Genomic DNA, 24675 nt, shown 5'->3' with positions numbered 1-24675 from the left:
GCAAAAAGCCCTAAAATCTGTTACATGCGGCGTTTTAGGCTATTTAACAAAAAAAAGCGTGTTCGTTTGTGAACACTTATTGTTCCGAAAACCGAACAAAAAAATCCCCGGATTTGGGTCCGGGGATTAATTTTGATTTTTGAGTTATTATTTCAAAGCAGCTAAATAGCGCTTGTTAACTTCTTCCCAATTGATCACATTCCAGAATGCGGAGATGTAATCAGGACGACGGTTTTGGTAATTCAGATAATAGGCGTGCTCCCACACATCCAATCCGAGGATAGGAGTACCTTTAATTTCAGCAACATCCATCAGCGGGTTGTCCTGATTTGCGGTAGATACGATTTCTAAATCGCCTGTTGCAGTAACAATCAACCATGCCCATCCTGAACCAAAACGGGTAGCTGCTGCCTTTGAAAACAAGTCTTTGAACTCATCAAAATTCACAAATTTTGCATCGATAGCACCAGCTAGTTCACCTGTAGGGTTTCCGCCGCCGCTTGGAGAAAGAATTGACCAGAAAAGGCTGTGATTGTAGTGACCTCCTCCGTTATTTCTAACGGCTGTATTGGAACCTGCCACTTTCATCAGCTCCTCTAGTGATTTGCCTTCAAGGTCAGTTCCTGCTACTGCATTGTTTAGATTGTTCACATACCCATTGTGGTGCTTGCCATGGTGGATTTCCATAGTACGCGCATCGATATGCGGTTCAAGTGCATTAAATGCGTAAGGTAAGGATGGTAGTTCAAAAGCCATTTGTTTTTAAAATTTATGGTGAAACATGTATTAAATATCCCTTTAAAGAATCTGCTTTGGTAACCACTATCCATGACAAATGGTTCTTTTATGTCGAAAAACATCTCATTTTCGTAGTTTTTCGAAAAAGCGATGAATTAATTCCTCAGCTTGCGCCGCCAAGATACCTTCGTGAATTTTTGTTTTAGGGTGGAGAATATTCGGGTTACTTTGTCTAAATCCTCTTTTTGGATCCGCTGCTGCAAAGAAAACTTCCCCTATTTGGGACCAAAAAAGTGCACCTCCGCACATGGTACATGGCTCAAGGGTTACATACAATCGGCAATCATTAAGGTATTTTCCTCCCAAAGAATTGGCTGCAGAGGTAATGGCTATCATTTCCGCATGGGCGGTCACATCGTTTAGCCTTTCCGTTTGATTGTATGCTTTTGCTATGATTCGGTTTTTGGATACGATCACTGCACCTACGGGGATTTCCCCTTCTTCGAAAGCAATCTGCGCTTGCTTTAGCGCTTCATTCATGAAATATTCGTCCGAATACAGCTCCATTTACCTGAAATAATCAAGGATTTCATTTCGAATACCCTCATTGATCACTACAGCCAAAATCAAGGAAACTACTAAACCGATGGTCGCCTTGTAAAGGTCATTACTTGCCAGTTTGAAAGCTCGGAATCTCCATGCTTTCTTGTTTTTGGCCTTGCCATGCTTTCCAATAGCAATGGCTAATTCACGACCTCCTAGCAAACCAATGAACACCCAAGTGGTACTCATCGGTACATTGCTGTACATTTTGAAATAGAAAAGGATAATCGCATAAACAAAGTCTACGATTGTTGCAGCCCGTACGTCGGTGACATTGGTCTTCTCGTTGACGATTCCCTGGATCTTGTCACCTTTCAGGTAGAAAAGAAACCCTAGGCCTACAAAAACAAACCCTGTGTATATCAAAAACTCAGTAACTCCAAGCTGTCTCGGAAGGAAGACAGCAATATTTGCCGCATCCTGCATGATCCAAACCGACCAAAGCGTACCTGAGGTGATCCACTGAAGGATGGTCCAATAAGGTTTTGGCTTTCCCTTGAGGTAATTTTTCATCAACCGCTCCAAGGCAAACCACACCACAATAGCCAAGACAAAAGCCAAAATGTAACCCATAAAACTCTTTACCATCACACTAGCAATGGTTCCGGCTTTGTAGGTGAAGACATTCAGAAGCAAAAAGGTAGTGGAGACTGGCATTCTAAGCCTAGTCATGATCAAAAGTACAATAGGAGCAGCAAGCTGTAAAAAGACAAACCCCTCTGGAGCACGATCAAGGCCGGGTACTGAAAGGCGTTGGTGACTGACATCTCCGTCATAAACGACCCAACTGTAAGTCACTGTCGCGACGAAAATCATTCCCATAAAGAGCCAAAGCCAATACCACTTTCGATGCTGATTGGATGCAATGAAGGTACCAATGGTCTGAATACTGTCATTGGCGATGGCTGAATAGGCAGCTAAGAAAAAACCAAACCACATCGCAGGATAGGTGTAGGGAGCGATGATGGCTGCCACTGAGATCAAAACACATATCACAATCAAGAAAGTCCTTTCCTTTTTTGTGAAGTCAAAAAGTGCGTAGGCGGTTTTGGAAAGGTTTTCCTGATTTATGTTTTGGTCAATGCTCTTCTTGGCCATGTTTTAGCTGGTGGGAGTTTGGGACAAAATTAAAGAAGTTATTCAGGCCTTCATGTTAAGAAATTGTTAAGCTAAAAATAAGCAATCTATTTAAGCTTGGCATCATGTTGTATATCGTAAAAAAATTCCAAATTTTGCCCCTTGATCAAAAAGCAATTTGGATAGCAGCGCCAATTTAACGGTGTTTTTTCAGATGAGTGAGAAGATCAGAAAACAAGCCAACACCTATCGCATTTAATGGAAAGCTGGGATCTAGAGCAAAAAAAAGAAGCAAAATGGAAAAGTTATGCCATTGGTTTGGTTGCGCTTTTGCTATTCATTTTTGCGATTGATCTTCTGACTGTGTCCATGGGAGATCTCAATAGCAAAGTTGCTACTGATCTCTTCTCAGCTACCAAAAACCCCTTCATAAGCTTATTCATCGGTCTTTTGATGACTGCTTTGCTTCAGAGTAGCAGTACAGTGACCGCAAGTGTAGTGGCGGTAGTTGCAGCCGGGACTATTTCTTTGGAGCAGGCTGTCCCCTTGGTCATGGGAGCCAATATCGGCACGACGCTGACCAGTACCCTGGTTTCTTTTTCCTACATCATGAAGAAGAAGCAATTCAAGCGCGCGCTTTCAGCAGGTATCATTCATGATATCTTCAATATTTTCACGGTATTTATTCTGCTTCCTTTGGAGCTTTATTTCAAGCCGCTGACCAAATCGGCTCTATATTTTGCGCATTGGTTTGCACCTAACGAGGATTTCTCCGGACCGGTAGTCTATCACTCCTTGTTTACCAGGCCTCTCACCAATTGGCTGGTTGAATCTATTGGGATTCCCTTTTTGACTACTATCCTTGCCGTGTTTTTGGTTTTTGCCGCGATCAAGCTGTTGGCGACCTCCATTTACAAAACCTTTGTAGTGCAGAGTTTTCAGGATATCAATAAAGTTATCTTCAAGAATAGCAGCCTTGCTTTTTTTTACGGGACCTTTTTCACGGCAGCTGTTCAGTCCTCTACTGTGACGACCTCGCTGATTGTACCGCTCGTTGCTACCAAAAAAGTAAGCCTTAAAAAAGTATTTCCTTTCATAGTTGGAGCAAACATTGGAACTACCATCACAGCAGCAATAGCCGCGCTTTATAAAAGCGAAGCTGCAATCGCCTTGGCCATTGTACACTTTTTGTTCAACACCATTGGAGCAATTTTGATTTTGGGGATTCCTCGATTCAGAGAGGTTCCGATTCGTTTGGCAAACTTTATGGGGAAAAAGTCAGTAAAATCCAGAATTTGGGGGTTTGCTTACCTTTTGCTCATGTTTTTTATCATCCCATTCCTTCTGATTTACTTCAGTTCTGATTAAGACTGGGTGTCTTTCCAAGCTTCAAAAAGGACCTTGGCACTACTGGTTCCAATTCTGTCAGCACCAGCTTGGATCAGTTCCAAAGCAAAGTCCAATGTTTTGATTCCTCCGCTTGCTTTGATTCCGATATTCGAAGAAAGTGTCTGTCTCATAAGCTGAATATCGGATACTTTGGCTCCTGAAGGCGCATAACCGGTGGAGGTTTTGACAAAGTCGGCACCAGCATCCTGACAGATTAGGCAAGCTTCCCGAATTTGACTTTCATCGAGGTAAGCTGTTTCGATGATCACTTTCAAAACCCGCTCTTCCTCATGGCAGATTTTTGCGATCTGGGCGATTTCTATTTTTGGCCAATTCATTCCTGAGTGAAAGGCGGTCTGTGACCAAACGAGATCTAGCTCATCCGCTCCATTTTTGATTGCTTCGCGGGTTTCTGCCACCTTAGTAGCTGTATCCTCAAATCCAAAAGGGAATCCAATCACCGTGACTGTCTGTATATCCTCCTGCTCGAGTTCGCGGTGGACTTTTTTGACCCAAAAAGACGGAACGCAAACACCCACAAATTGATATTCGATTGCCTCCCTAATCAATAATTCAACTTCCGCCTGCTTCATGGTAGGCTTTAGCAGAGTGGATTCTAAAAATCGATTAAAGTTATTCTTCATCTGCCACGTAGTCTTTCAAGTACATAAACTCCAACGTCAAATCACCATCTCTGGCAATAGTGGCCCGCTCAAGAATAGCAGAGTTTTCCTCTAGAAGCTCCGGAACAATCCACTGACTCAACTGTCTGCCAAAATCCTTGGTGGCCTCCCTGGGTAGCTCGCAAGGCAAATTATCGATAGCCATGACGGAAATGCTGCTTTGCTTTCCAAAAGCTTCGATTTCCTCACCACTTTCCCGATCAATATCATAAACGGGGGAGGCAATCGTAGAAGGCCTAACTGTGGTGGGGATGTAGCCATCGATGTCACATGTGATATCAGCAATCACCGAAATGGAAAAGTCCGGCGAGGCGATCTCTGATTTTTGGAAAAGCTGAGGCGCTTTTGGGTCCCAATAGACTGCACCGATTAAGATTTCACCCTCTTCGGCAAATTTTGCAAAGTGACTTTCGTAAAGCTCCGGCTGAGTATAAAATTCCTCTTTGCTAAATGCCCCATCCGTGCGTCTACGGTTGTAATCTCCGACGTCCAATTGCACATAGACGGGCTCTTCAAAATACTGATGCAAGAACTCCTCCGTACTAACTTTTCGGATACCCATACTGTCCAGGATTTCCTTTGAACCACCTCCTACTCGTCCTGTTCCAGTCAACACAATCTTCACCGGCGGAAGCTGAATTTTATTGAGTTCGGCTTTTAGCTCCACTAGGTCAAAACACTCATGAGCTCTTTTGATGTGGAAGAGATCAGTCTTTTGACCGTAGGTCCAGAAAGCATTGTATGCCCCGACTACGCCTGCCCAGCGTCCGAAGGCGACTACTCGCTGTTTATTATCATCGGTTAGGACCTCATAATCGATCAGTCGGATGTTTTTCTCCAAAACAGCCCGAAGCAAATTTCGATTGTAAGGCTGCTTTTTGATCGTATGAGAAAAGAAAAAGTAGGTCTTATTTGGAATCAACTTTTCAATAGGCACTTCCTTCACTCCAAAAAGTACATCACAGCCAGAGATATCCTCCAAAACTTCCACTCCGGCTGATTCATATTCCTCGTCCGAATAGCCCCGTATCGGGCTTGATTCTACGTAGAAATGGAGTTTGCCTTGATATTCCTCATTAAGATTTTGGAGCTGCTCGGGAGAAAAGGGAGCTCGCTTGTCCGGTGGATTTTTCCCTTCGCGGATAATGCCGATCTTCATACCGTTGTTTTCTTGATGCTGGATAAATTTACAAATGAACTACATCTATTTGATTCTGCTTTGGGCAGTTTTTTATGCAAGTCATAGTTTTCTGGCTTCGGGCAAGTTAAAAAGAAAACTTGAGTCAAAATTGGGAAAGGCCTATAAATGGTATCGCCTTTTTTATTCCTTATTTTCCTTGCTCTTTTTCGTGATTTTAGTTCTTTACAGTATAAGGATTCCTGCAGAACGGCTTTTAGCAGAAGGTGATCTCCTGATTTACTTTGGTTACATGGCTGCCACTTTTGGGACGATTATCATCGTCCAAAGCTCTAAAATGTGGTCCATCGGGAAGTTTATAGGTACTAGGCCCGAAGAACCACAAACTGAAAAGAAACTGATTCGGTCAGGATGGTATAGTAGAATGCGGCACCCATTGTATGCAGGTTTACTTTTGATCTTTTTGGGATACTTTTTTGTGGCTGGGACATATTCAGCCATGGTACATCTGGCTTGCCTGATCGCTTATTTGCCGATTGGGATTTACTTTGAAGAGAAGAACTTAATCGCTGAGTTTGGGGATGCTTATAAAAAATACAGAGAAGAGGTGCCAGCCATCTTTCCCAAAATGAGATTTTGGTAATATGTTTTCCTTACTGGCTAAACAGATTAGGTGAAATAAAAAACCCCGTCAGAGATGAACTTTGACGGGGTCATTTGTAATATTATTCTCGAATATCAATCAATTCCGTAGAAATCAATATCAAATCTAAGGACTGAATTCGCAGGAATTCGAGCATTGCTTGTTTGGTCTCGGTATGCAAGTGGAGATGGGATAATCATCACGGCTTTAGATCCTGGTCGGAGTCTTCTGAAACCAAAGTCCCATCCTCTAATGACATTGCCAGATCCTACTACAAAACTGAATATGGTGTAAACTCTATTTTCTACCCAAATATCATTATCGATAGCCACTTGCTCGATCGTAGTATCGAAAACAGATCCATCGGTAATTAGGGAACCGACATAATCTGAATAAACGACCGTTCCACTTGTAGGTCTAGTACCTGTTCCTTCCTCCTGAACAATCACCACAACCCCTGACGGATCATGGATGCGGTAAAGACTGTCAATCCGTGCTGTATCCAGATAGGCATCAATTTTCTCCCGGTCAATGGCCAAATTACCCGCTTCATCGTAAACTGGGCCTGTTTGAAAGGGGTTGTTGGGTTCACAAGCCATCAAGGCCACAAAGGAAAATACAAATAAGGATAAGACTTTTAGTCGTTTGATCATTGCTGAGGTCCTTTTTTCAAATCTATAAAATCAAGCTCGAAGATGAGGGGAGAATTGGGTGGTATGTCACCTTGAGCCGCACCTCCATATCCGAATAGGGAAGGCATGATGACGGTCGCTTTATCCCCAGCCTCCATGATCGCGATTGCTGATTCGAAGCCTTCAATCAATTGTCCTCTTCCCAGAATAAACCGCAAGGGTATATAATTTCTATTCTCAGAAAAGATGTTGTTTTCTCTTGCGACTGATTCAATCGATGTATCGAAAACTCGACCATTCAAAAGCTTACCCACATAGTTTACCTGTACGGTGTCTCCCGCTTCTGGTAATCTGCCGCTATTCGAAAGTTCTTGCCAAATGACACGAAAACCGGAGACTTCATCCACAAAGTCTTTGGGTCCTGTAAGTGGATTTGCTGCCAAATATTCTTCAATGGCTTTTTTGTCTTTTTCTAGGATACTTTCTACTGTAGACTCTGAGTCTATACAGGCCGTAAATCCGATTGCCAAAAGAACAAAACCTAAGTAGGATAGAAGCTTTGTATTCATGATTGGATTGAGTGATTTTTATTTCTGTACGTCTGTGACTTCTACGTCAAAAACCAAAATGGAGTTGGGTCCAATTAGCGCTCCTGCACCATTTTCTCCATAGCCAAGTGGAGAAGGAATCAGAAACTTTGCTTTGGATCCTTTTTTCAATAGCAATAATCCTTCATCCCATCCTGGAATAACCTGGCCCATTCCCACGTTTACTGGAAGCGGCTCGTAAGGGCGTCCAGCATTGAAAATTCCTTTTTCTTCCGCAAGACTTTGAATAGATGTGTCGAAGATGGTGCCATCTAGAAGGTATCCAGCATAGTTGACATACATAGTCGTACCAGGAGTAGTCTCCGGGCCAGTGCCTTCCCGCTCGATGACATAGTACAGACCATTTTCAGTCTTTTGTACATCCAAGTTGTTGGCAGCGGCATATTCTTCGATTTTCTTTCCGTCTTCTACCAAAAGCACTTTGGCACGCTCTGCTCTTTTCTCATTTTCGATAATGGAAACTTGAGCAAAGTATTGGCTCAAAGAATCCTGAGAGATGATATCCATCACACCAAGATTCACTACCAACTCCTCTTCAGCGTCTAAAAAAGGAGGGAAATTCGGGCCAAAAATGGTTTGAACTTGAGAGGTAAAGGTAATGCTGTCTCCCTTTTTCAATGCCATGAAGATCTCATCCATCCCATTATTGACTGGGATACTGTCATTCGCCATCAAATAGCCAGGTACAGGCTGATCATAGGTATTGTAGATCAAGGAGTCTTCAGCATTTTTGATCTGAAGGTGGTACATCAAAATCTCACCATTTTCTGGCTTTTGAGAACCTTCATTGATGTAGGTGTACTCGATTCCATCCCGCTCAGTTACTTGAGTTTTTTTACAAGAAGTAATGGAAGCTGCCAATACTAAACTGGCAAGTGTTGCCGTCAGGCGAAGTGAATTTTTCATATGGGTGTTGAAGAAATTTTTACGAATTGTTACTGGACAGAGACCTCTTCCTCTTGAAAAAGTTCGGTTTGATGCTTTTCTACGAGCTTTTCAAACTTTTCAACCGTTTCCTTCAGGCTTAGTTCGGACTTACCTCCCGAGGCATTTTTATGTCCACCACCGTTGAAGTATTCGGCTGCAAACTTATTCACGGCCACTTCTGCTGATGATCGGAATGAAATCTTGATTCCATCCTCCCGCTCAGAGAAAAGGGCTGCTAATTTGATCCCATCCAGAGAAAGCGCGTAATTTACTAAGCCTTCGGTATCTCCGGTTCGGCTTTGATATTTTTTAAGATCTTTTTTGCTGATGGCAAAGTATGCCATGTGTAGATCTTCACGAATCACCAAACGTCTACTGATAGCAAAACCAATAAATTTCAGCCTATTGACCGAATTGGAGTCATAGATCCAGTTAGCAATCTGGGTCACATTGGCACCAAGGTCGATTAAGTCTGCAACGACGAGATGGACGTTTTTGGTAGTATTGGGATGTCTAAACCCACCGGTATCTGTCATGATCCCTGCGTAGAGGCAAGATGCGATACTTTCATCGATCAAGTCTCTGTCCTCCAGGGCTACTATCAATTCATACACCAGTTCGCAGGTAGCTGCAGCTTCTGTACTCCAGAGTCTATAATCTGCAAAATCCTCCGGATCCTGATGATGGTCAATGTTGACGATGTAGGCGTCAGATTTGCGAATAAGCTCTCCGAGTTCGTTGACTCTGTTCAAGCATGAAAAATCCAAACAGATGACAATATCTGCTTGATTTAGAGCTTTATCTGCTTTTTTTCGGTGATCCTCCCTGCTAAAATCCAAGACATCATCATTTCCTTCCATCCAGTTTAGGAAAGAAGGATAATCAGTCGGTGTTACCACGGTTACTTGGTGGCCTTTCTTTTTCAAATAGCCAGCCATACCAAGCGAAGACCCTAAAGCGTCAGCGTCGGGTTTTACGTGGGTGGTAATGAATATATTTTTGGGGGAGGAGAGTTCTCTTTTGAATGAGGCTAATGCTTCCATTTGTCAGTTTTCTACGGCACGTATGCACTAGTAGTCCGCAAAGGTCAGTAATTTTTTCGCAAATGCCAAAGTGCCCATTTTATTGAAAATGAACGGGCTACTGGATAAATACTGCATGATCTTCGGAAACTCTGGGCTTTTCCGCTATTTTTGCGGCCGAAATAAACCAATGTAAACTCAAAAACACATGGCAGGAAACAGAACATTCACCATGATCAAGCCGGATGCTTTCGAAGCTGGCAATTCAGGGGCTATCTTGAAAATGATCGAAGAAGCAGGCTTTAAGATCGTGGCCATGAAAGCTACCCGATTGACAACAGAACTTGCTGGAAAATTCTACGAAGTTCATAAGGAGAGACCTTTCTACAAGGATCTTTGTGCATACATGTCTTCAGGACCTATCATCGCTGCTATCTTGGAAAAAGACAATGCGGTGGAGGACTTCCGAAAACTGATTGGAGCAACTAATCCTGAGCAAGCTGCGGAAGGAACTATCCGAAAGATCTTTGCAAAATCCATCGAAGCGAATGCAGTACATGGATCCGATTCTGATGAAAATGCAGCGATCGAAGGAAACTTCTACTTTTCTCAACTAGAGCGAATTAGATAATTATCAAAAAGGTAAAAATTGAAAAAGGCTGTTTTGATATAAATCGGAACAGCCTTTTTTGTGAAATATAGTCTAAAATTATCCTCTTGGGATGGTGATCGTCCTGCTTTGGTCACCTCTGGAAATAGTCACCTCACGATCGCAACCCTCATCTCCAAAGTCAACAGAAATTTGAGGTCTTTCGGAGACATTCAAGGTAAGGAGACCTTTGCTAGGAATTTTGATGCCGGTATTGATACAACGCTGTGCGTAGATCAAGGGATCGGTGATTTCTACTCGATAGCTATTTCCTCTGCGATTGATTCCTTCAGACCCTCCGTCCACTGCATAAATAAAACCTCTATCACCGTTTGGTAGGAAGATACGCTTGGTGTGTCTGGATTCGAAAGTACGGGTAGTGTCATCAGGCCAGGTGATTTTCCCGCCTTCTACTCGAGTGATAAAGGTGAAAAATCTATCATTTTGATTGAAGCCTTCATTTCTTACAATTCGGACCCCTTCGATTTTTCGCTCATTGATGTAAAAATCCTCAAAGGTAGTCGTGATGACAGATCCGGGTGCCCAATATCTGCCGGTGTAGTTTACAATTACTTTACCTTTTCGCGTGATTCCTCTCGGGCTGGTGCATCCATCTCCAAAATCTAGGATCATTTTCTTTTCATTGGGTAGCCAGGTGATATCCACCCGCTCGCAAAGGTCTTCCTCTACAGTGGCTACGGTCCGGTCTGCAAATCCATTTCGCTGAAATCCTGTCAGGACGACATCATCAATATCTTCTAGTGTTCCAGTCAGGTCGGTTTCACGATTTACCTCTTCCGAGTCCTCCAGTTGGCTGATGGGAGCTTCATCCTCCTTTTGGCAGGCTGTAAAAAGAAAGCCTACTGCTGCAAGGGCAATTAGTGTTTTTTGTAGTCTGTTCATGATCGGGAAATTTTATATCCAAAACTGCCCATTTGACTGAGGCAAAAGCCATAGGTTTAATAGCTTATCAAAATTTCTTCCAATTTCTTTCGATGAATATCCGGTACGAACGTCTCTTTTTTAGGATAACCTACCGGTAGGAGTAGATAAGGCTTCTCATGCTTGGGACGATTAAGGATATCACTGAGGAAATTCATCGGGCTAGGAGTATGTGTCACCGTGACTAACCCGGCCTGATGGATCGCCGCAATCAAAAAACCACAAGCAATTCCCACGGATTCATTCACATAGTAATGTTGGATTTTTTCATCACCTTCCATTCCATAGGATTGCTTGAATACTACAATTAAATAAGGAGCGATTTCCAAAAATGGCTTCTCCCAATCCGTTCCTAAGGGCTTTAGATCGGATTTCCAGGTTTCGGTCATTCTGGATTCATAGCTGATCCGTTCTTCCTCTTCAGCTGCTTCCCGGATTTTTTGTTTGATCTTGGGGTCTGAAATCAGGCAAAAGGTCCAAGGCTGCTTGTGGGCCCCGGAGGGGGCAGTTCCTGCAGTAAGAATGATTTTTTCCAATACCTCTCTTGGTACATCTCGATCATCGAATTCCCGAATGGTTCTTCTCCGATTCATCATTTGATAAAATTCATCGGAGCGCTGAATCAGTTCTTCCTCGGTGTATTCCTGATGTTCAAACTTGAGGTGTGGAAACCCTTTGATTATTTTCTTTTCCATAAAAAAAACGGCTACCCTTGAAGATAGCCGTTTTTAGCAGAATAGCCGAAACTTAATCGAGAGTAACTTCTCTTGTCCCTCCCGGATAGGTGATTATAATGTTTTTGTCACATTGACCATCGCCATAGTCAACCGAAACGTTGAACCCGCTGTAGTTGAATTCCATAACTCCTGAGCTTGGGACTAGTACACCGGTTTCTACACAATCTTGCGTTACTAAAAGCGGGGAAGTGACAGTTGTAGTATAGTCAAGTCCTGCTCTACTTTGTCCTGAAGCATTTCCTGTGATAGAAATTTCATACCCATTTTGGTCATTGAGGGTGACAACTCGCTCCTGCGTAGTAGTGTAGGTGACGAAAGTGCCATCAGGCCAAGTAACTTTTCCATCCGTGACGGTCACTTTTAATGTCACACGATTATTGAAAATATCGATATTTTGGTTTTCTATGGTTCGAGTGCCTTGCACCGCGAGTCCATCCACTTCATAGCTTTCAAAAACTGCTATGACCTTAGCCCCTGGAAAGAGAAAGTTTTGATTGTACGTAAATACGATTTTTCCTTTCCGTACAGTTCCTCCCGGCGAGGTGCATCCTTCGCCAAAGTCCACAGTGATTTTTTTCTCTTCCTCATTGAAAGTCACATCTACGCCAGGACATATTTTATCAAAACCTTCATTGAGTAGGCGACCCCCGAAATTGAGAGACTGAAAAACGGTCAGCGTAAAATTGTCCAAATCTTCATATACCTGATTCACGGTAATATCTTCATTTACCAGAGTAAGATCTACCTCCGCGGTGGTTGGATCTGTGTCTTCGCTACAGGAGAAAAGTATCCCAAGAAGTCCTATCGCAAGGATACTTCTAAAAATTATTGATTTCTTATTCATAATCGTTTGAGTTTGAAAGTGGGAAGTTAGCTTTTATTTTATTGGTTTTTAGGCTTTTGTGTGTCTTTATTCGTTGATTTTCCCCCACAGCCTATATTAGTTCCAAAGGGGATGTCTTCTGGAAAAAGCCCCATTTTCTCTGAATAATCAAAGCTATTTTCATAATCAGGAGGGCTATGTTTTTCTTTTTTCTTTTTGGACATACTTTTTTCAATTCTGTTTTCTAACGATGAAAATCAAAGAATCAACATAGAATAATCACGGGAAATCTATATTTGAGGATGCAAAAAGGATTTGATTTTGACCCTAGCGAAATTCCCGCAAAAACTCTTTCCCTCAAAAGACAAATATCAGGCCTTTCTCTTCTGAGACTTCTATTATTTATGGGAGTTCTAGGGAGCGGAGTACTTTTTTTCTCTGATTCAGGATTTTGGATTCTCGCATTGCTGGTTATTTCTGGAGCTTTTGTCAAAGCAATTCAGCGCTTCAATTATCTAAAAGACCAGGAAGCCATTTATAAAAGCCTTCAAAAGATTCAGTTGGAAAATCAATTCCGAGCGGATCGAAAACTTAAGGAATTGGATGGGGGAGAAGAATTTTTGGAAAAAAGCCATCCTTTCACCAATGACTTGGATCTCTTTGGGGAGCACTCTCTTTTTCAATTGATCAATCGCACTCAATCCCAAAAGGCACGAACCATGCTAGCTAATCGATTGAAGTCTTCTTTTAGTCTCCAGAAAAGTGAAGAAATCCGCTCAGCAGTTAAAGAACTTTCCTTGAAAAACGATTTTCTCCGATCTTTTGAGTCTGTGGGGGAAGCTTTTTATCAAGAAGGTAAATCCACCACAGCCTGGCAGACATGGATGAAAGCACCAGCCCGTAAAAAATCCTTCACCTTAGGATTGGGGATCGTCGGGATTATCGGAGGGCTGATATTGGGGAGTCTTGGATATTTGGGGCTATTGCCTTTGGCATGGCTAGGGCTTTGGACTTTGATCGGAATACCTTTTTTGGGCTTGGTTTTTGGAGATCTTAAAGAAGCTGATGAGCGGATACCCTCTTCTGATTTGTTGAAAACATACCGGCTTTGGGTTGAGCTTTTGGAGGATGAAGAATTTGAAAATCCACTGTTAGTTGCACAAAAAGAGGTCATCGTTCAGAAAAATGGTCCTAAGGCCTCCATACTTCTGAAGCAACTGGATGGTCATTTGCTTTGGGTGCAGAATCGTCTCAACCTGCTATACATTCCCCTGAATTTATTTTTCTGGACGGATCTCCTGCTTCATTATCGACTGATGACCTGGAAAAGTCAATGGGGTTCACTAATCAGTGAGCTACCTGATGCTTTAGCTGATTGGGAACTTTGGGTTTCTTTGGCAGCCTTTGAAAAGGCCGAAAATCAAACCTGTGAAACAGAAATCTCTAAAGAATTGAGTTTCTCTGCTCTTGGCATGACACATCCTTTGCTCCATCCTGAGGTAGCAGTTGCCAATGATTTTCGTCAGGATCAATCCGGCAAACTTATTCTTTTGACAGGAGCAAACATGAGTGGGAAAACCACCTTCATGCGTACCCTTGGGATTAATTTGGTCCTTTTGAATCTGGGGGTGAGTCCTTTTGCGAAGCGTCTACAAGTAGGAGAATGTCAGCTTTACACCAGCATGCGCAATTCGGATAATCTCGGTGAAAGTGTCAGCTCATTCTATGCTGAGCTGAGCCGGATTAAGGGAATGATTGATCGCTTGGAGTCTGGAGAAAGGCTGTTCTTCCTTTTGGACGAAATTCTGAAAGGAACCAATACCGAAGATCGAATTGCGGGAAGTGAGGCATTGATTCGGCAGTTGGAGGAATTGGACTTTTTGGGAATCATCAGTACTCACGACATCGAATTGAGCCGCTTGGAGGAGAAAATTGATTATGTGCGCAATTTCAGCTTTCACTCCGAAGTCAAGGAAGATACCATCGAGTTTGACTATCTGATCAAAGAAGGCCCGTGTCCAAGTTTCAATGCCCATAAACTGATGGAATTGATGGGAATTCGCTTCGATGGAAGCGCTTAATTTTTCCTTCGGAATGAAAGATGTATTTTTGGGCATTCTAAAATCATGAGCAAAAAGAATCAAATACTCGGCGTTCTTGGCGGCGGTCAGCTAGGAAGGATGCTGATTCAGTCAGCCATTAATTACAATCAGGATATCCATATTTTGGATCCGGACCCCAATGCACCTTGTCGTGATCTTTGTCAAAAGTTTGTAAATGGGTCTTTGAGAGACTTCGATACAGTCTATCAATTTGGACAAGGTTGCGATGTCATTACCATTGAGATCGAGAGCGTCAATACAGAGGCTTTGGAAAAGCTTCAAAAAGAAGGAAAGCAAGTGTTCCCGCAGCCGGAGATCATTCGACTCATTCAAGATAAGCGGGAGCAGAAGCAGTTTTACCAGAAAAACGGGATACCCACAGCCGATTTTATTTTGACAGCGGATCAGGAAGATGTGCTTCGAAATAAAGCTTTTCTTCCTGCTGTAAACAAACTTGGGAAGGATGGATATGATGGCCGAGGAGTACAAATTTTGCGGGATGAATCCGATTTGGATAAGGCCTTTGATGCACCGGGATTGCTGGAAAAGTTGATCGATTTCGAAACCGAAATAGCCGTCACAGTTGCTCGGAATGAAAAAGGGGATTTGATTGCTTATCCAGCTGTAGAATGTGCTTTTCACCCAACAGCTAACCTGGTTGAGTTTCTTTTTGCCCCTGCGAGTATTTCCTCAGAGGTAGCTGAAAAGGCTGAAAAGATAGCCAAAGAGGTCATCACCAAACTGGGGATGGTAGGGATATTGGCTGTGGAATTATTTGTGACCAAAACCGGAGAAGTCCTTGTCAATGAAATAGCGCCTCGTCCGCATAATAGTGGTCACCATACGATTGAAGCTAATTTTACCAGTCAGTTTGAACAGCATCTCCGCTCCGTGATGAATTGGCCTTTGGGAGCTACCGATCTTCGGACTCCTGCAGCTATGATCAACTTGCTCGGGGAGGATGGCTACACAGGGGAAGCTTACGTAGAAGGAATGGAAGAAGCCGTTTCCGAAAAAGGTGTTTACATTCATCTTTATGGCAAAAAAATCACCAAACCTTTTCGAAAGATGGGCCATGTGACTGTTTTGGACGAAAATGTGGATAATTTAAAAAAGCGAGCTATCGCGATCAAAAACCTAATCAAGATAAAAGCATGAACCCACAGGTAGGAATCATCATGGGCAGCCAGTCAGATCTTCCGGTTATGGCTGAAGCAGCACAAATGCTCGAGGAACTCGGAGTCACTTATGAATTGACCGTTGTGTCTGCTCACCGAACCCCAGATCGAATGGTGGAATACGCCCGATCTGCTCGCGAGCGGGGGCTGAAAGTCATCGTGGCTGGAGCAGGTGGAGCAGCCCATTTGCCAGGTATGGTCGCTTCGATGACCAGTCTTCCTGTGATCGGAGTTCCCGTGAAGAGTTCCAATTCTATAGATGGATGGGATAGCATTTTATCCATTTTGCAGATGCCGGGAGGGATTCCTGTAGCTACTGTAGCCTTGAATGGCGCAAAAAATGCGGGAATTTTGGCGGCATCTATGGTAGGAGCTTTCGATGAGCAGGTAGGCAAAAATCTAGATGCCTATAAGAAAGGTCTTCAGGAAAAAGTAGAACAATCAGCTCAAGAAATTGAGGCCAAAGGCTGGAAGGCTATCGTGAAGAAATAGAAGTTTTATCACGCTATGAACTGGAATAGACCTGTCAAATTCAAAATCAGTGGAGAAGATTGGGAAATGCCCCTGTCGATCTTGATTTTGTTGATCGGTTTAGCCCTGGTTCTAATGATCGGTGGAGCTTGGATGGGCTTTCGGTTTGGTTCTGGGCAGCTTGAATAGATTATATTAAAAAAGCCGATTGAAATACCAATCGGCTTAATTGAATCATATTTTTTGATTAGCGTTTTTTTCAATCCGTAAAGATTCCCCACCCGTCATCGTATTTTTCAGAAGGATCAAAACCCTTGATCCATTCCAAAAATAGTTTCCTGTATTCTTCAATAGCTGCACGGAGTAGTTGAAGATGCTCTTCGGCGTGAGTTTCTTCCATGGCTAGCTGGTAGGTCATGGAATTCAGGCTTTTGGCATGGATTTTCATAAGCATGGCATTTTCCATTTTTGCGACGAAATCAGGAATAGCTTCCGCTCCCGCGAATTTGGCGCTCATAATCATGGCATCTTCCATCATGATGCTACCATAGAGCTCCTTTCGTGCCTCATCAAGACTTCCGACCAGTGCCCTCGTGAGATCTACGACATCTTTCGCTTTCTTCATTAAGGGGTGCTTGTAGATTCTATCCTGTTCTTTTCGAAAGTCGAACTCATCATCTCCATCGAAATCCGGATCTTCATCATCAAAATCGTCCCACATGATTTTTTTATTTAAAAGGGTAGCTGGTCTTCTTCGTCAGAATGAAAAGTGTCCACATCGAGTGGGGCATTGGCTGCAGAAGTATTTTCTGTGCCAGCTCCCATTTTTTCTACTCGGTATGCTTTGATATCCGTGTACCATCTTCCGTTGTACTCTCGGCTCTCTGGATCAACGCTTAGCTTTACCTCTTCTCCCTCTGAGATTGGGAATTGATCGATTTTGTCTCCCCAAAGGGCTACACACACCTTTTTTGGGTAGTTTCCAGGAGTTTCGATGATGAATTCCTGCTTTCTCCAGGTATTTCCGTTTCTAGAGTTACCACTGACCTCTGCCAGTTTTTGAATTACTTTTCCGCTCAGTTCCATAGTCTTTATATTTCTAAGGACGAAGTTAAGGAATGCCTACGGAAAGACCTTGGCAGAATTTACTTTTTGAAAAGGCATCTTTTTTGGATTTAACATTTTTTGGCACTTGAATTGGTTTTGTTTTAAAGTTTCCCAATAGTTTTAGATTAGAAATTACAATTTTGAATAAAATCAGAATAAAATTTGGGGAAACTACGAGGAATAAAAAAATCCTCAAATCCATTTGGGAGAAGTAGTCTAAAACACTACTTTTAAATCCATTTCTCACTAAAAATCAAAAATCACCAAAATCTATACTATGGCTTAGACTTTTACGTTGTTCATAAACTATAAACAATGAGTAAGCAGATAGGACCCCGAGATGGTGAGTTGATCACGCAATATCGTAATGGCCATGAGGCCGCCTTTGATCTATTAGTAGATCGCTATAAGTCAAAAGTATTCACTACTATTTTTCTGATTGTAAAAGATCAGGATTTGGCAGAGGATCTCTTGCAAGAGGTATTTGTGAAAGTCATCAACACGCTAAATTCTGATCGATACAATGAAGAAGGCAAGTTTCAGCCTTGGATCATGCGAATCGCGCACAATTTGGCAGTAGATCACTTTCGGAAAGCTAAGCGGTATCCGATGATCATGATGGAAGATGGTTCCAATGTGTTCAATTCCTTGCGCTTTTCAGAAGGAAATGCGGAAGACGAAAAAGTGAAAGAAGAAGAGATTGCACTTGTCAGAAGATTGATCGATGAATTGCCAGAAGCTCAAAAGCAAGTGTTGATTATGCGGCACTACATGGATATGAGTTTTCAGGAAATTGCCGATCAGACAGGTGTCAGCATCAATACAGCTTTAGGAAGAATGCGCTACGCATTGATCCACTTACGAAAGAAAATGAAACAAATAAATTTTGCCTATGACAAAACTATTTACCCCAAATGACCTGGTCAGATATATCTATCAGGAAATGCCGGAGGTAGAACAAGAACTCTTAATGCAGGCCTTGCGGGATGATCAAGATCTCATGCAAGAATACCTAGAAATGCTGAGCACGATAGAGTCACTCGATCAAATCCGACCTCTACCTTCGGAAAAAGTAGTAAAGGCTATCAAATCGAGAGCCCATTCTACGGGACTTCAAAAAGTCTAAGGAAACGGTAACCCTGCCAATAGGCAGGGTTTTTTCTTTTTAGCGTAGCGAATTAATAAAGCCTTCCACGTCTGAAATCACTGATGCATAAGTAGCTGGCGTAAAACCATGGCCTTGTCCTTCAATGATTTCATACTGGAAATTTACCCCAGCGCCAGTTAATTCGGCTGCAAGCAAATCACTCTGTGAAATCGGTACTACCGTATCTTCGGTACCATGAAAGAAGATACTGGGAACAGTAGAGCTACTAACAAAATTTACCGGGCTAGATTGGAAATAAGCATCTGGATTTGACTCCGGCGTTCCTCCCAATAATGCTGTCAATCCTGATTGCGTTACAAAGTTAAAACTGTGCAGTGATTCAAGTTCAGTAGGAGGGAACAAAGCCATTACCGCCTTAATATTTCCGATTTCTTGATGCTTATAGGCATGTAAAAGTGCCAAATGACCTCCTGCACTGGCCCCTGCTAGGTAGATTTCATCACTGATATTCCATTCGAGTTGATTTTCCAGCACATACTCTACGGCAGCTATCACATCATTTTCTTGGGTTGGAAATCCATTGCTATCTGTAATGAAATTATAAAGGCGGTAGTTGATGGCGACAAAGGCAAAGTCCGGTAAAGCTTGTTCGAATGCTGTGCGAAACTCCAAAAACTCCTCCTTGGACCCATCTATCCAAGCGCCCCCGTGTATATATATAAGTGTGGGGGTGTCTTCCAAAGTCCTCCCGGCAGGGAGAAATACATCCATCACTTGGCGGGTATCTGTTCCATATGCCTCATTGGTAAGTTCCATGGCCATCAGAGGGCCATCCGGTAATGGGTCATCTGTGGAGCTACATCCCTGAAGAAGAACAACTGCAAAAAAGAAACTGTAAAAAATCCATTTCGAAGCTTTTGATAAAAATTGTTCGCTTGTCATATTAAAACCATTTGATAAGTGATTGAATAATTTGTTTTGTTTTTATTCCGAAGGGAGGTCGTAAAAGGGTCGCGTTGTTTAAGCCCACGCGTTGTTTCAATACGGCTTTTTCATTGCTGAAAGTTAAGAAGCCATAATATCCATGAGCTTTTCCAATTCCGCTGTTGTTCACACCCCCAAAAGGTAACTCATTATGGATGAAATGGAGCACACAGTCATTGATAACTGCTCCTCCTGCACTCGTTTGGAGTAGCACCTCTTCGTATTGCTTACTTTGATCAAAAATGTAAAGCGCCAAGGGTTTTGGCTTTTTATTGATATAGTCAATGGCTTCTTGAAGATCAGTATATGTAAGAATTGGAAGAATTGGTCCAAAAATTTCTTCTTGAGCGACTAGCATTTCATCCTGCACTTTGGTAATCAGTGTAGGTTCGATAAATCGATGGTGATGATTTTTTTTTCCTCCAAATTCTATTTCAGCTCCCTTTTCTGCAGCATCATCCAAGTAGGATTCTAATCTTGAAAAGTGCCTATCATTTACAATCCTCGCCATATCCTTGGAGTTTTCTATCCCTTTGTAGTCCGGGTCATACATTTGCTTAATAGCCTGCTTCAATTCAGCTAGAAGTAAGTCTTTTTGCGATTCTTGCACCAAAATATAGTCTGGAGCGACACAGGTTTGCCCGCAATTCACCAGCTTTCCATAGATGATCTTTTGCGCAGCATCTTTGATATCTGCTGATTCGGTAACGATTGTTGGTGACTTTCCTCCTAGCTCTAAAGTGACTGAAGTCAGGTGCTTTGCAGCATTTTCCATGACGATTTTACCGATTTGCGGGCTGCCTGTAAAAAATATATGGTCAAAAGGCAAGGCCAAAAGTGCCTGGGCTGTAGATGCATCCCCTTGAATCACCGTCACTTCATCCACATTAAATATATCTTGAATCATTTCTGCAATCAAAGCCGATGTATGAGGCGTGAGTTCGGAAGGTTTGATAATTGCAGGGCAGCCAGCGGCGAGTGCCGAGACCAATGGCCCTATTGCGAGATTAAATGGGTAATTCCACGGTGAAATAATCAGCGTCACACCTTTTGGTTCAAATTGTACCTTGGCTTTAGTCCCAAGCATGGGCATCGGTGTAGACACGGACTTGGGCTTCATCCAAGATTTTAGATGTTTGATAGAATGGTTGATCTCTGAGGTTACCGGAAAGATTTCCGAAAGATCTGTTTCCGTTTCCGGTTTTTGAAAATCATCCCAAAGAGCTGTTCTGATGGCTTGTTGATGATCCTTGATCCAAGATCTGATTGCCTTTAATCGATTGATTCTTTCCTGAGCGGTAGAAGATCTCCAGGCGACTGCAGTTTGTTGCTGTTTTTTAAGAATGTCTTGAAGATTGGTTGTCGTTATATCTAATGTGCTTTCCATAGAACCAAATTTTTCTGAGATCAAGATACATAAAGTGGGTCAAAAGGCTGAAAATTTTGTCCAGTTATTAATTCTGGACAAAAAGATGCAAGAAAAAAGTTTTTTCCGAAATGTTTAATAAAAAAGACTAAACATTAAACAATATTGCATTTTAGAGTAGTAAAAATTCATTTCATACCAAAAATTTTGCATTACGTATCAAATTTTTTTGAAAAAGGTTTGGAAATGAAAAACATTAAAGTGTATTTTTACAGCAAATTAATGCCATCATATCTCCTCTTGAGATTTGGTGGATAAAAGAATCGAGAAAATTTTAAAAGCTATGAATACTTCTACCTTGATTTTCAAATCCAAATCAGCCCCTCGGGTTTCCATTTTTGGATTATTGTTATTGATGCTGTCATTTTTCACTGTTTCGAAGGTAAATGCACAGAATATCAGTGAGTTGAATCAATTTTTAGGATCTCAGGAGGCATCAGAACTCGGGATAGATCGAGATTACCTCTACGGAAGCCAATCGATCATCTATGTGACGCAAGGGAGAATTAAACTTCCTGAAGAAGGCAGTGCTCACAAAGCCGAAGTAAGAATGAATGGGATAAGTCGTCTATCTGAAGTGGTTGATGCTTTGGAATCTGTGGAGATTCTTCAATTAAAAGTTTCTAGTGACTCGGATAAAGCGATCGCTTTGCCTTCCGGTATCGAGGAGCAAATGCCTTCCTTGAAAGTGGTTTTCATTTTGTCTCAAGTGCCGATTTCCCAATCGGATGTTCAAGCTATGGTTTCATCTATTCAGAATCCAGCGGTGAAAATTCTTTACTTCTATTCGCAGCCTGTCTAATTAAATAATTCAGATCTAAATCCCATATATTATGGATCAGCAATACAAAATTTTTGGAAAGATCAGCGGAGCTTTTGCTTTGATGATGCTCTTAATACTGAGCGTTTTCAATCAGGCCTATGCACAGAATCAAAATGTCGTTCCATTTACTCAACGTGTAGGTACACCGGCGCCGCCGGATGGAATTTTCCGAATCAAGGGTGACTACACCATGATTGGAAATACCAATCTCACCTTGGAGTTTTATGATGATGACGAGAACAACTCTCAAAATGAAATGATCTATGTGGATATAGATGGAGATACCCAGACGCTCAACTCCTCTTCATCCACTTTGGTCTTTTCTCAAGAAAATGGGATTGACCCTACTTGTTCGGAGATTCTTTATGCAGGCTTATATTGGTCAGGAAGATCTACTTCTGATCAATATTTAGTTAATGTAGGGGGAAGAACTCTAGACAAAAGACAGGTTAAACTCAAAGGTCCTGGAGTTGGTACATATACCACCATCACTGCTGATAACTCTGATATTCAATATTCTTCAGGTGGTAATCTAGCCGACATTTTCGTCGGTTATTCGGATATCACCCAATATGTAAGAGACAATGGATTAGGTGAATATACGGTTGCTGATTTAGCTTTAGTCGAAGGAAATGGAGGAGCTACTGGTTATTTTGGTCAGTGGGGAATCGTAGTGGTATATCAAAATGAAAGAATGCCTTGGAGGGATATTACCTTGTTTGATGGTTTTTCTTTTGTACAGTCTCCTGGATTTGGAGCATTGGCTGAAGGGATTCTTCCGATAACTGGCTTCAATGCTGCTCAAAATGGGGATGTGAACGTGAAGCTTGGCGTAATGGCCGGAGAAGGAGACACGGGAATCTCTGGGGACTTTTTGGAAATCGAAGAAGGAGTCAACACCAATACTTGGGTACGACTACGCCACCCTTTAAACACAACAACCAACTTTTTTAATTCATCCATTTATACCCCAAATAGGGATGCAAGTAATAATCTTGTTGTAAACCCTCGGAATCCAAATATCCTGAATAATACGGGGATCGATATTGCCATGTGGAATATTGATAATACGAATAATGAAATCATTGCAAACGGTCAGACTTCCACTCGATTTAAGTACGGAACGACTCAGGATCTCTATGCTATTTACTTCGTAGCCTTTGCGGTAGATGCCTATGTTCCTGATGTAGAGGCTTTCAATCAGGTTATTGATATCAATGGTCTAGGACCAGGGAATACCATTGAACCAGGGCAGGAAGCGACGTTCACTGTAGATTTGACCAATAAGTCACTTACGGAAGGAGATGAGCAGGGTGTATTGGAAATTAATGTTCCTTTTGGTTCAATTGTAGATGTAGCCAGCCTTTCAGGTACATTTCACCCGGTTGTAACACCTAATAATAATAATGCTCCATTTTTTGACCCTATTACTAATCGTATAGTTTGGGAATTTGGCGATTTGCCTTTATCCAGTGATGTTGGCTTGACTGTTGATGATGTCCTTGCTACGCTTACTTATAAATTAAGAGCTACGGAAGATTGTTTGATTCTTTTTGATAACACATGTACTCCAAGTATGAATGTGGATGGATCGGTCACTGTAGTGGGAGCTATTTCTGGATCAACTTTAGTTGATGGACTAATAATTGAACGAGATACATCGGATCCATGTGCCGGCGATACCGGATTAAGAGGGCCTATCGAAATATCATTTGACACCAGCAATGTTCAGTGTGGTGAGTTTATTTCCGACTTTCAGTTCTGCGCGCCTAAGGATGAGGTTACGCTGGCTGAGCTTGAAGCGATTTATGACTTCCCTGATGGGTATACATTCTATGACGGTACGGATAGAAGCACAGCTAATCAGTTTGATGCAAATACTCCTTTCCCAGGAGCTGGTACTTACTATGCATTCCCCTTTGAATCAGATATATTCTCTGGTTGCTATACAGAGTTTACTATTACTGTTAATCCAGCACCTAGTTTAGTAATAACAGATCCAGCCGCTGTTTGTACTCCAGGTACAGTTGACTTGACTGCGGCTGCAGTTACTGCGGGAAGTGATGCTGATTTGACATTTACTTATTGGACAGATGAGGATGCGACTGTTTCCCTTCAGAATCCAGCTGCTGTAGCCGCTTCAGGTACATATTATATCAGAGCTGAGAATGCCGCTGGCTGTTTTGTAATTGAGCCGGTGGATGTGGTGATAAATGAGACTCCCATTGCGCCGGTAATCAGTGTAATTCAGCCTACCTGCCAGGTGGCTACTGGTGAAATCTCATTTAACGTAGATAATAATGTTGAATATTCATTAGATCCTAATTTTGCCCCAGCTTCTATTCTTACTCCTATAAATGGAATTATTACCGTTTCAGGTCTGGCAGCAGGAAGTTCGGGAACTGTTTATGCAAGAACTGTAGGCACTTCATGTGTTGTTTCGACTGGATTTGATATTGATGCTCAGCCTATTTGTACTCTGACGGTTGCGAAGAGCAACGACTATGCAGACAATGATGCTTCTGGCGATGTGTCTGTTGGCGATGTGATTACTTACACGTTTACGGTAGAGAACACGGGATCAGCGATCTTGACTAACGTGACGGTAGTGGATGATAAATTAGGAGCAGTGACCTTGTCTGCGACGACATTGGCTCCAGGTGAGACCGCGACAGGAACGTTGGATTACACGGTTCAGGAAAGCGATCTGGGCACAAGCATCGTGAACATCGCGACTGCTGACTCTGATCAGACAGGTCCTGAGACCGACACCAATACGATTCCGGTAGCGTCGCCTGCTCTGACGGTTGCGAAGAGCAACGACTATGCAGACAATGATGCTTCTGGCGATGTGTCTGTTGGCGA

Annotated in this window: 28 protein-coding genes; 11 read left to right on the top strand and 17 right to left on the bottom strand. The window is 42.3% G+C overall.

The window, feature by feature from the left end:
- Positions 1-147: 147 nt before the first annotated feature.
- The 3 genes from CDH51_RS10165 to CDH51_RS10155 all read right to left on the bottom strand — a co-directional run bounded on the left by CDH51_RS10165 (position 148) and on the right by CDH51_RS10155 (position 2439).
- Positions 148-756: a superoxide dismutase gene (locus tag CDH51_RS10165; RefSeq protein WP_100628481.1), complete on the bottom strand. Its 609-nt coding sequence runs from the start codon at positions 754-756 to the stop codon at positions 148-150.
- A gap of 105 nt (positions 757-861) precedes the next feature.
- The gene (locus CDH51_RS10160; RefSeq protein WP_100628480.1) at positions 862-1305 is read right to left on the bottom strand and encodes a nucleoside deaminase; all 444 of its coding nucleotides are present in this window, start codon (positions 1303-1305) and stop codon (positions 862-864) included.
- The gene (locus CDH51_RS10155) at positions 1306-2439 is read right to left on the bottom strand and encodes a hypothetical protein (RefSeq protein WP_026946410.1); all 1134 of its coding nucleotides are present in this window, start codon (positions 2437-2439) and stop codon (positions 1306-1308) included.
- 237 nt (positions 2440-2676) lie between these two features.
- Between CDH51_RS10155 and CDH51_RS10150 the strand changes: the two genes are divergently transcribed.
- The gene (locus CDH51_RS10150; protein WP_100628479.1) at positions 2677-3786 is read left to right on the top strand and encodes a Na/Pi symporter; all 1110 of its coding nucleotides are present in this window, start codon (positions 2677-2679) and stop codon (positions 3784-3786) included.
- Here CDH51_RS10150 and deoC read toward each other — a convergent pair.
- Positions 3783-4451, bottom strand: coding sequence for a deoxyribose-phosphate aldolase (deoC, locus tag CDH51_RS10145; RefSeq protein ID WP_100628478.1), 669 nt, complete (start codon positions 4449-4451; stop codon positions 3783-3785). The two genes, CDH51_RS10150 and deoC, sit on opposite strands and share 4 nt — an antisense overlap.
- A complete protein-coding gene (locus CDH51_RS10140; RefSeq protein ID WP_100628477.1) occupies positions 4441-5649 on the bottom strand; it encodes an NAD(P)-dependent oxidoreductase in 1209 nt (402 codons plus the stop codon). Before CDH51_RS10140 ends, deoC begins: the two co-directional genes overlap by 11 nt.
- 34 nt (positions 5650-5683) lie before the next feature.
- Here CDH51_RS10140 and CDH51_RS10135 point away from each other — a divergent pair, with 34 nt between their 5' ends.
- The gene (locus CDH51_RS10135; RefSeq protein ID WP_100628476.1) at positions 5684-6271 is read left to right on the top strand and encodes a methyltransferase family protein; all 588 of its coding nucleotides are present in this window, start codon (positions 5684-5686) and stop codon (positions 6269-6271) included.
- Positions 6272-6366: 95 nt separating this feature from the next.
- Here CDH51_RS10135 and CDH51_RS10130 read toward each other — a convergent pair whose 3' ends face one another.
- The 4 genes from CDH51_RS10130 to CDH51_RS10115 are packed head-to-tail and all read right to left on the bottom strand — an operon-like array spanning position 6367 to position 9481.
- Positions 6367-6924 (bottom strand): FKBP-type peptidyl-prolyl cis-trans isomerase, encoded by a 558-nt coding sequence (locus CDH51_RS10130; protein WP_232724792.1) that lies wholly within the window; start codon positions 6922-6924, stop codon positions 6367-6369.
- On the bottom strand, positions 6921-7472 hold the full coding sequence (locus CDH51_RS10125; RefSeq protein WP_100628475.1) for an FKBP-type peptidyl-prolyl cis-trans isomerase: 552 nt from the start codon (positions 7470-7472) through the stop codon (positions 6921-6923). Before CDH51_RS10125 ends, CDH51_RS10130 begins: the two co-directional genes overlap by 4 nt.
- Before the next feature lie 18 nt (positions 7473-7490).
- Positions 7491-8417: an FKBP-type peptidyl-prolyl cis-trans isomerase gene (locus tag CDH51_RS10120; RefSeq protein ID WP_100628474.1), complete on the bottom strand. Its 927-nt coding sequence runs from the start codon at positions 8415-8417 to the stop codon at positions 7491-7493.
- Between the two features lie 29 nt (positions 8418-8446).
- Positions 8447-9481 carry a DHH family phosphoesterase gene (locus CDH51_RS10115; protein WP_100628473.1) on the bottom strand — a complete coding sequence of 345 codons (1035 nt, stop codon included), beginning with the start codon at positions 9479-9481 and terminating at the stop codon, positions 8447-8449.
- 187 nt (positions 9482-9668) lie between these two features.
- On the opposite strand from CDH51_RS10115, the gene CDH51_RS10110 reads away from it, so the two are divergent.
- Positions 9669-10091: a nucleoside-diphosphate kinase gene (locus CDH51_RS10110; RefSeq protein ID WP_100628472.1), complete on the top strand. Its 423-nt coding sequence runs from the start codon at positions 9669-9671 to the stop codon at positions 10089-10091.
- A gap of 78 nt (positions 10092-10169) precedes the next feature.
- Here CDH51_RS10110 and CDH51_RS10105 read toward each other — a convergent pair whose 3' ends face one another.
- The 4 genes from CDH51_RS10105 to CDH51_RS20050 are packed head-to-tail and all read right to left on the bottom strand — an operon-like array spanning position 10170 to position 12835.
- On the bottom strand, positions 10170-11012 hold the full coding sequence (locus tag CDH51_RS10105) for a hypothetical protein (RefSeq protein WP_100628471.1): 843 nt from the start codon (positions 11010-11012) through the stop codon (positions 10170-10172).
- A 56-nt stretch (positions 11013-11068) separates the two neighbouring features.
- Positions 11069-11746 (bottom strand): nitroreductase family protein, encoded by a 678-nt coding sequence (locus CDH51_RS10100; protein ID WP_100628470.1) that lies wholly within the window; start codon positions 11744-11746, stop codon positions 11069-11071.
- Between the two features lie 52 nt (positions 11747-11798).
- A complete protein-coding gene (locus CDH51_RS10095; RefSeq protein WP_100628469.1) occupies positions 11799-12632 on the bottom strand; it encodes a hypothetical protein in 834 nt (277 codons plus the stop codon).
- Between the two features lie 38 nt (positions 12633-12670).
- Positions 12671-12835, bottom strand: coding sequence for a hypothetical protein (locus tag CDH51_RS20050; protein WP_157807082.1), 165 nt, complete (start codon positions 12833-12835; stop codon positions 12671-12673).
- A 78-nt stretch (positions 12836-12913) separates the two neighbouring features.
- On the opposite strand from CDH51_RS20050, the gene CDH51_RS10090 reads away from it, so the two are divergent.
- From CDH51_RS10090 to CDH51_RS20195, 4 genes are read left to right on the top strand one after another with little or no spacing between them, the layout of a single operon-like run.
- On the top strand, positions 12914-14692 hold the full coding sequence (locus tag CDH51_RS10090; protein ID WP_100628468.1) for a MutS-related protein: 1779 nt from the start codon (positions 12914-12916) through the stop codon (positions 14690-14692).
- 45 nt (positions 14693-14737) lie between these two features.
- Positions 14738-15871, top strand: coding sequence for a 5-(carboxyamino)imidazole ribonucleotide synthase (locus tag CDH51_RS10085; protein WP_100628467.1), 1134 nt, complete (start codon positions 14738-14740; stop codon positions 15869-15871).
- Positions 15868-16383: a 5-(carboxyamino)imidazole ribonucleotide mutase gene (purE, locus tag CDH51_RS10080; RefSeq protein ID WP_100628466.1), complete on the top strand. Its 516-nt coding sequence runs from the start codon at positions 15868-15870 to the stop codon at positions 16381-16383. The genes CDH51_RS10085 and purE overlap by 4 nt, the downstream gene beginning before the upstream one ends.
- A 15-nt stretch (positions 16384-16398) precedes the next feature.
- A complete protein-coding gene (locus CDH51_RS20195; RefSeq protein WP_198514297.1) occupies positions 16399-16551 on the top strand; it encodes a hypothetical protein in 153 nt (50 codons plus the stop codon).
- Positions 16552-16621: 70 nt separating this feature from the next.
- On the opposite strand, the gene CDH51_RS10075 is transcribed toward CDH51_RS20195, so the two are convergent.
- A complete protein-coding gene (locus CDH51_RS10075; protein ID WP_026946426.1) occupies positions 16622-17083 on the bottom strand; it encodes a hypothetical protein in 462 nt (153 codons plus the stop codon).
- 11 nt (positions 17084-17094) lie between these two features.
- Positions 17095-17448: a DUF3127 domain-containing protein gene (locus CDH51_RS10070; RefSeq protein ID WP_100628465.1), complete on the bottom strand. Its 354-nt coding sequence runs from the start codon at positions 17446-17448 to the stop codon at positions 17095-17097.
- Between the two features lie 336 nt (positions 17449-17784).
- On the opposite strand from CDH51_RS10070, the gene CDH51_RS10060 reads away from it, so the two are divergent.
- Together CDH51_RS10060 and CDH51_RS10055 are read left to right on the top strand one after the other, a co-directional pair.
- Positions 17785-18387 (top strand): RNA polymerase sigma factor, encoded by a 603-nt coding sequence (locus CDH51_RS10060; RefSeq protein WP_026946429.1) that lies wholly within the window; start codon positions 17785-17787, stop codon positions 18385-18387.
- Complete coding sequence (locus CDH51_RS10055) at positions 18362-18595, top strand: hypothetical protein (protein WP_026946430.1); 234 nt, start codon at positions 18362-18364, stop codon at positions 18593-18595. The genes CDH51_RS10060 and CDH51_RS10055 overlap by 26 nt, the downstream gene beginning before the upstream one ends.
- Before the next feature lie 39 nt (positions 18596-18634).
- Here CDH51_RS10055 and CDH51_RS10050 read toward each other — a convergent pair whose 3' ends face one another.
- Both CDH51_RS10050 and CDH51_RS10045 read right to left on the bottom strand, forming a co-directional pair.
- Complete coding sequence (locus CDH51_RS10050) at positions 18635-19519, bottom strand: alpha/beta hydrolase (RefSeq protein ID WP_100628463.1); 885 nt, start codon at positions 19517-19519, stop codon at positions 18635-18637.
- A 1-nt stretch (position 19520) separates the two neighbouring features.
- Entirely contained in the window at positions 19521-20948 is a 1428-nt protein-coding gene (locus tag CDH51_RS10045) for an aldehyde dehydrogenase family protein (RefSeq protein ID WP_100629405.1), read from the bottom strand.
- 322 nt (positions 20949-21270) lie between these two features.
- Here CDH51_RS10045 and CDH51_RS10040 point away from each other — a divergent pair, with 322 nt between their 5' ends.
- Positions 21271-21789 carry a hypothetical protein gene (locus CDH51_RS10040; protein ID WP_100628462.1) on the top strand — a complete coding sequence of 173 codons (519 nt, stop codon included), beginning with the start codon at positions 21271-21273 and terminating at the stop codon, positions 21787-21789.
- Positions 21790-21820: 31 nt separating this feature from the next.
- On the top strand, positions 21821-24675 hold a 2855-nt coding region (locus CDH51_RS10035), incomplete at its 3' end, for a DUF7507 domain-containing protein (RefSeq protein WP_100628461.1).

It is taken from the genome of Algoriphagus formosus, from assembly GCF_002807035.1.
GTDB lineage: Bacteria > Bacteroidota > Bacteroidia > Cytophagales > Cyclobacteriaceae > Algoriphagus > Algoriphagus formosus.
Note: the sequence above shows the minus strand (reverse complement) of the source record. Positions and strands in the feature narration are given on the sequence as shown.

Bases quoted from the DNA above. Each gene is read 5' to 3' on its own strand.
- CDH51_RS10120 (WP_100628474.1), bottom strand. From the start codon at position 8,417: ATGAAAAATTCACTTCGCCTGACGGCAACACTTGCCAGTTTAGTATTG.
- CDH51_RS10150 (WP_100628479.1), top strand. From the start codon at position 2,677: ATGGAAAGCTGGGATCTAGAGCAAAAAAAAGAAGCAAAATGGAAAAGT.
- CDH51_RS10100 (WP_100628470.1), bottom strand. From the start codon at position 11,746: ATGGAAAAGAAAATAATCAAAGGGTTTCCACACCTCAAGTTTGAACAT.
- CDH51_RS20195 (WP_198514297.1), top strand. From the start codon at position 16,399: ATGAACTGGAATAGACCTGTCAAATTCAAAATCAGTGGAGAAGATTGG.
- CDH51_RS10130 (WP_232724792.1), bottom strand. From the start codon at position 6,924: ATGATCAAACGACTAAAAGTCTTATCCTTATTTGTATTTTCCTTTGTG.
- CDH51_RS10160 (WP_100628480.1), bottom strand. From the start codon at position 1,305: ATGGAGCTGTATTCGGACGAATATTTCATGAATGAAGCGCTAAAGCAA.
- CDH51_RS10050 (WP_100628463.1), bottom strand. From the start codon at position 19,519: ATGACAAGCGAACAATTTTTATCAAAAGCTTCGAAATGGATTTTTTAC.
- CDH51_RS10060 (WP_026946429.1), top strand. From the start codon at position 17,785: ATGAGTAAGCAGATAGGACCCCGAGATGGTGAGTTGATCACGCAATAT.
- CDH51_RS10105 (WP_100628471.1), bottom strand. From the start codon at position 11,012: ATGAACAGACTACAAAAAACACTAATTGCCCTTGCAGCAGTAGGCTTT.
- CDH51_RS10040 (WP_100628462.1), top strand. From the start codon at position 21,271: ATGAATACTTCTACCTTGATTTTCAAATCCAAATCAGCCCCTCGGGTT.
- CDH51_RS10055 (WP_026946430.1), top strand. From the start codon at position 18,362: ATGACAAAACTATTTACCCCAAATGACCTGGTCAGATATATCTATCAG.
- CDH51_RS10165 (WP_100628481.1), bottom strand. From the start codon at position 756: ATGGCTTTTGAACTACCATCCTTACCTTACGCATTTAATGCACTTGAA.
- CDH51_RS10110 (WP_100628472.1), top strand. From the start codon at position 9,669: ATGGCAGGAAACAGAACATTCACCATGATCAAGCCGGATGCTTTCGAA.
- CDH51_RS10045 (WP_100629405.1), bottom strand. From the start codon at position 20,948: ATGGAAAGCACATTAGATATAACGACAACCAATCTTCAAGACATTCTT.
- CDH51_RS10140 (WP_100628477.1), bottom strand. From the start codon at position 5,649: ATGAAGATCGGCATTATCCGCGAAGGGAAAAATCCACCGGACAAGCGA.
- CDH51_RS10090 (WP_100628468.1), top strand. From the start codon at position 12,914: ATGCAAAAAGGATTTGATTTTGACCCTAGCGAAATTCCCGCAAAAACT.
- CDH51_RS10075 (WP_026946426.1), bottom strand. From the start codon at position 17,083: ATGTGGGACGATTTTGATGATGAAGATCCGGATTTCGATGGAGATGAT.
- CDH51_RS10115 (WP_100628473.1), bottom strand. From the start codon at position 9,481: ATGGAAGCATTAGCCTCATTCAAAAGAGAACTCTCCTCCCCCAAAAAT.
- deoC (WP_100628478.1), bottom strand. From the start codon at position 4,451: ATGAAGAATAACTTTAATCGATTTTTAGAATCCACTCTGCTAAAGCCT.
- CDH51_RS10155 (WP_026946410.1), bottom strand. From the start codon at position 2,439: ATGGCCAAGAAGAGCATTGACCAAAACATAAATCAGGAAAACCTTTCC.
- CDH51_RS10085 (WP_100628467.1), top strand. From the start codon at position 14,738: ATGAGCAAAAAGAATCAAATACTCGGCGTTCTTGGCGGCGGTCAGCTA.
- purE (WP_100628466.1), top strand. From the start codon at position 15,868: ATGAACCCACAGGTAGGAATCATCATGGGCAGCCAGTCAGATCTTCCG.
- CDH51_RS20050 (WP_157807082.1), bottom strand. From the start codon at position 12,835: ATGTCCAAAAAGAAAAAAGAAAAACATAGCCCTCCTGATTATGAAAAT.
- CDH51_RS10070 (WP_100628465.1), bottom strand. From the start codon at position 17,448: ATGGAACTGAGCGGAAAAGTAATTCAAAAACTGGCAGAGGTCAGTGGT.
- CDH51_RS10135 (WP_100628476.1), top strand. From the start codon at position 5,684: ATGAACTACATCTATTTGATTCTGCTTTGGGCAGTTTTTTATGCAAGT.
- CDH51_RS10095 (WP_100628469.1), bottom strand. From the start codon at position 12,632: ATGAATAAGAAATCAATAATTTTTAGAAGTATCCTTGCGATAGGACTT.
- CDH51_RS10125 (WP_100628475.1), bottom strand. From the start codon at position 7,472: ATGAATACAAAGCTTCTATCCTACTTAGGTTTTGTTCTTTTGGCAATC.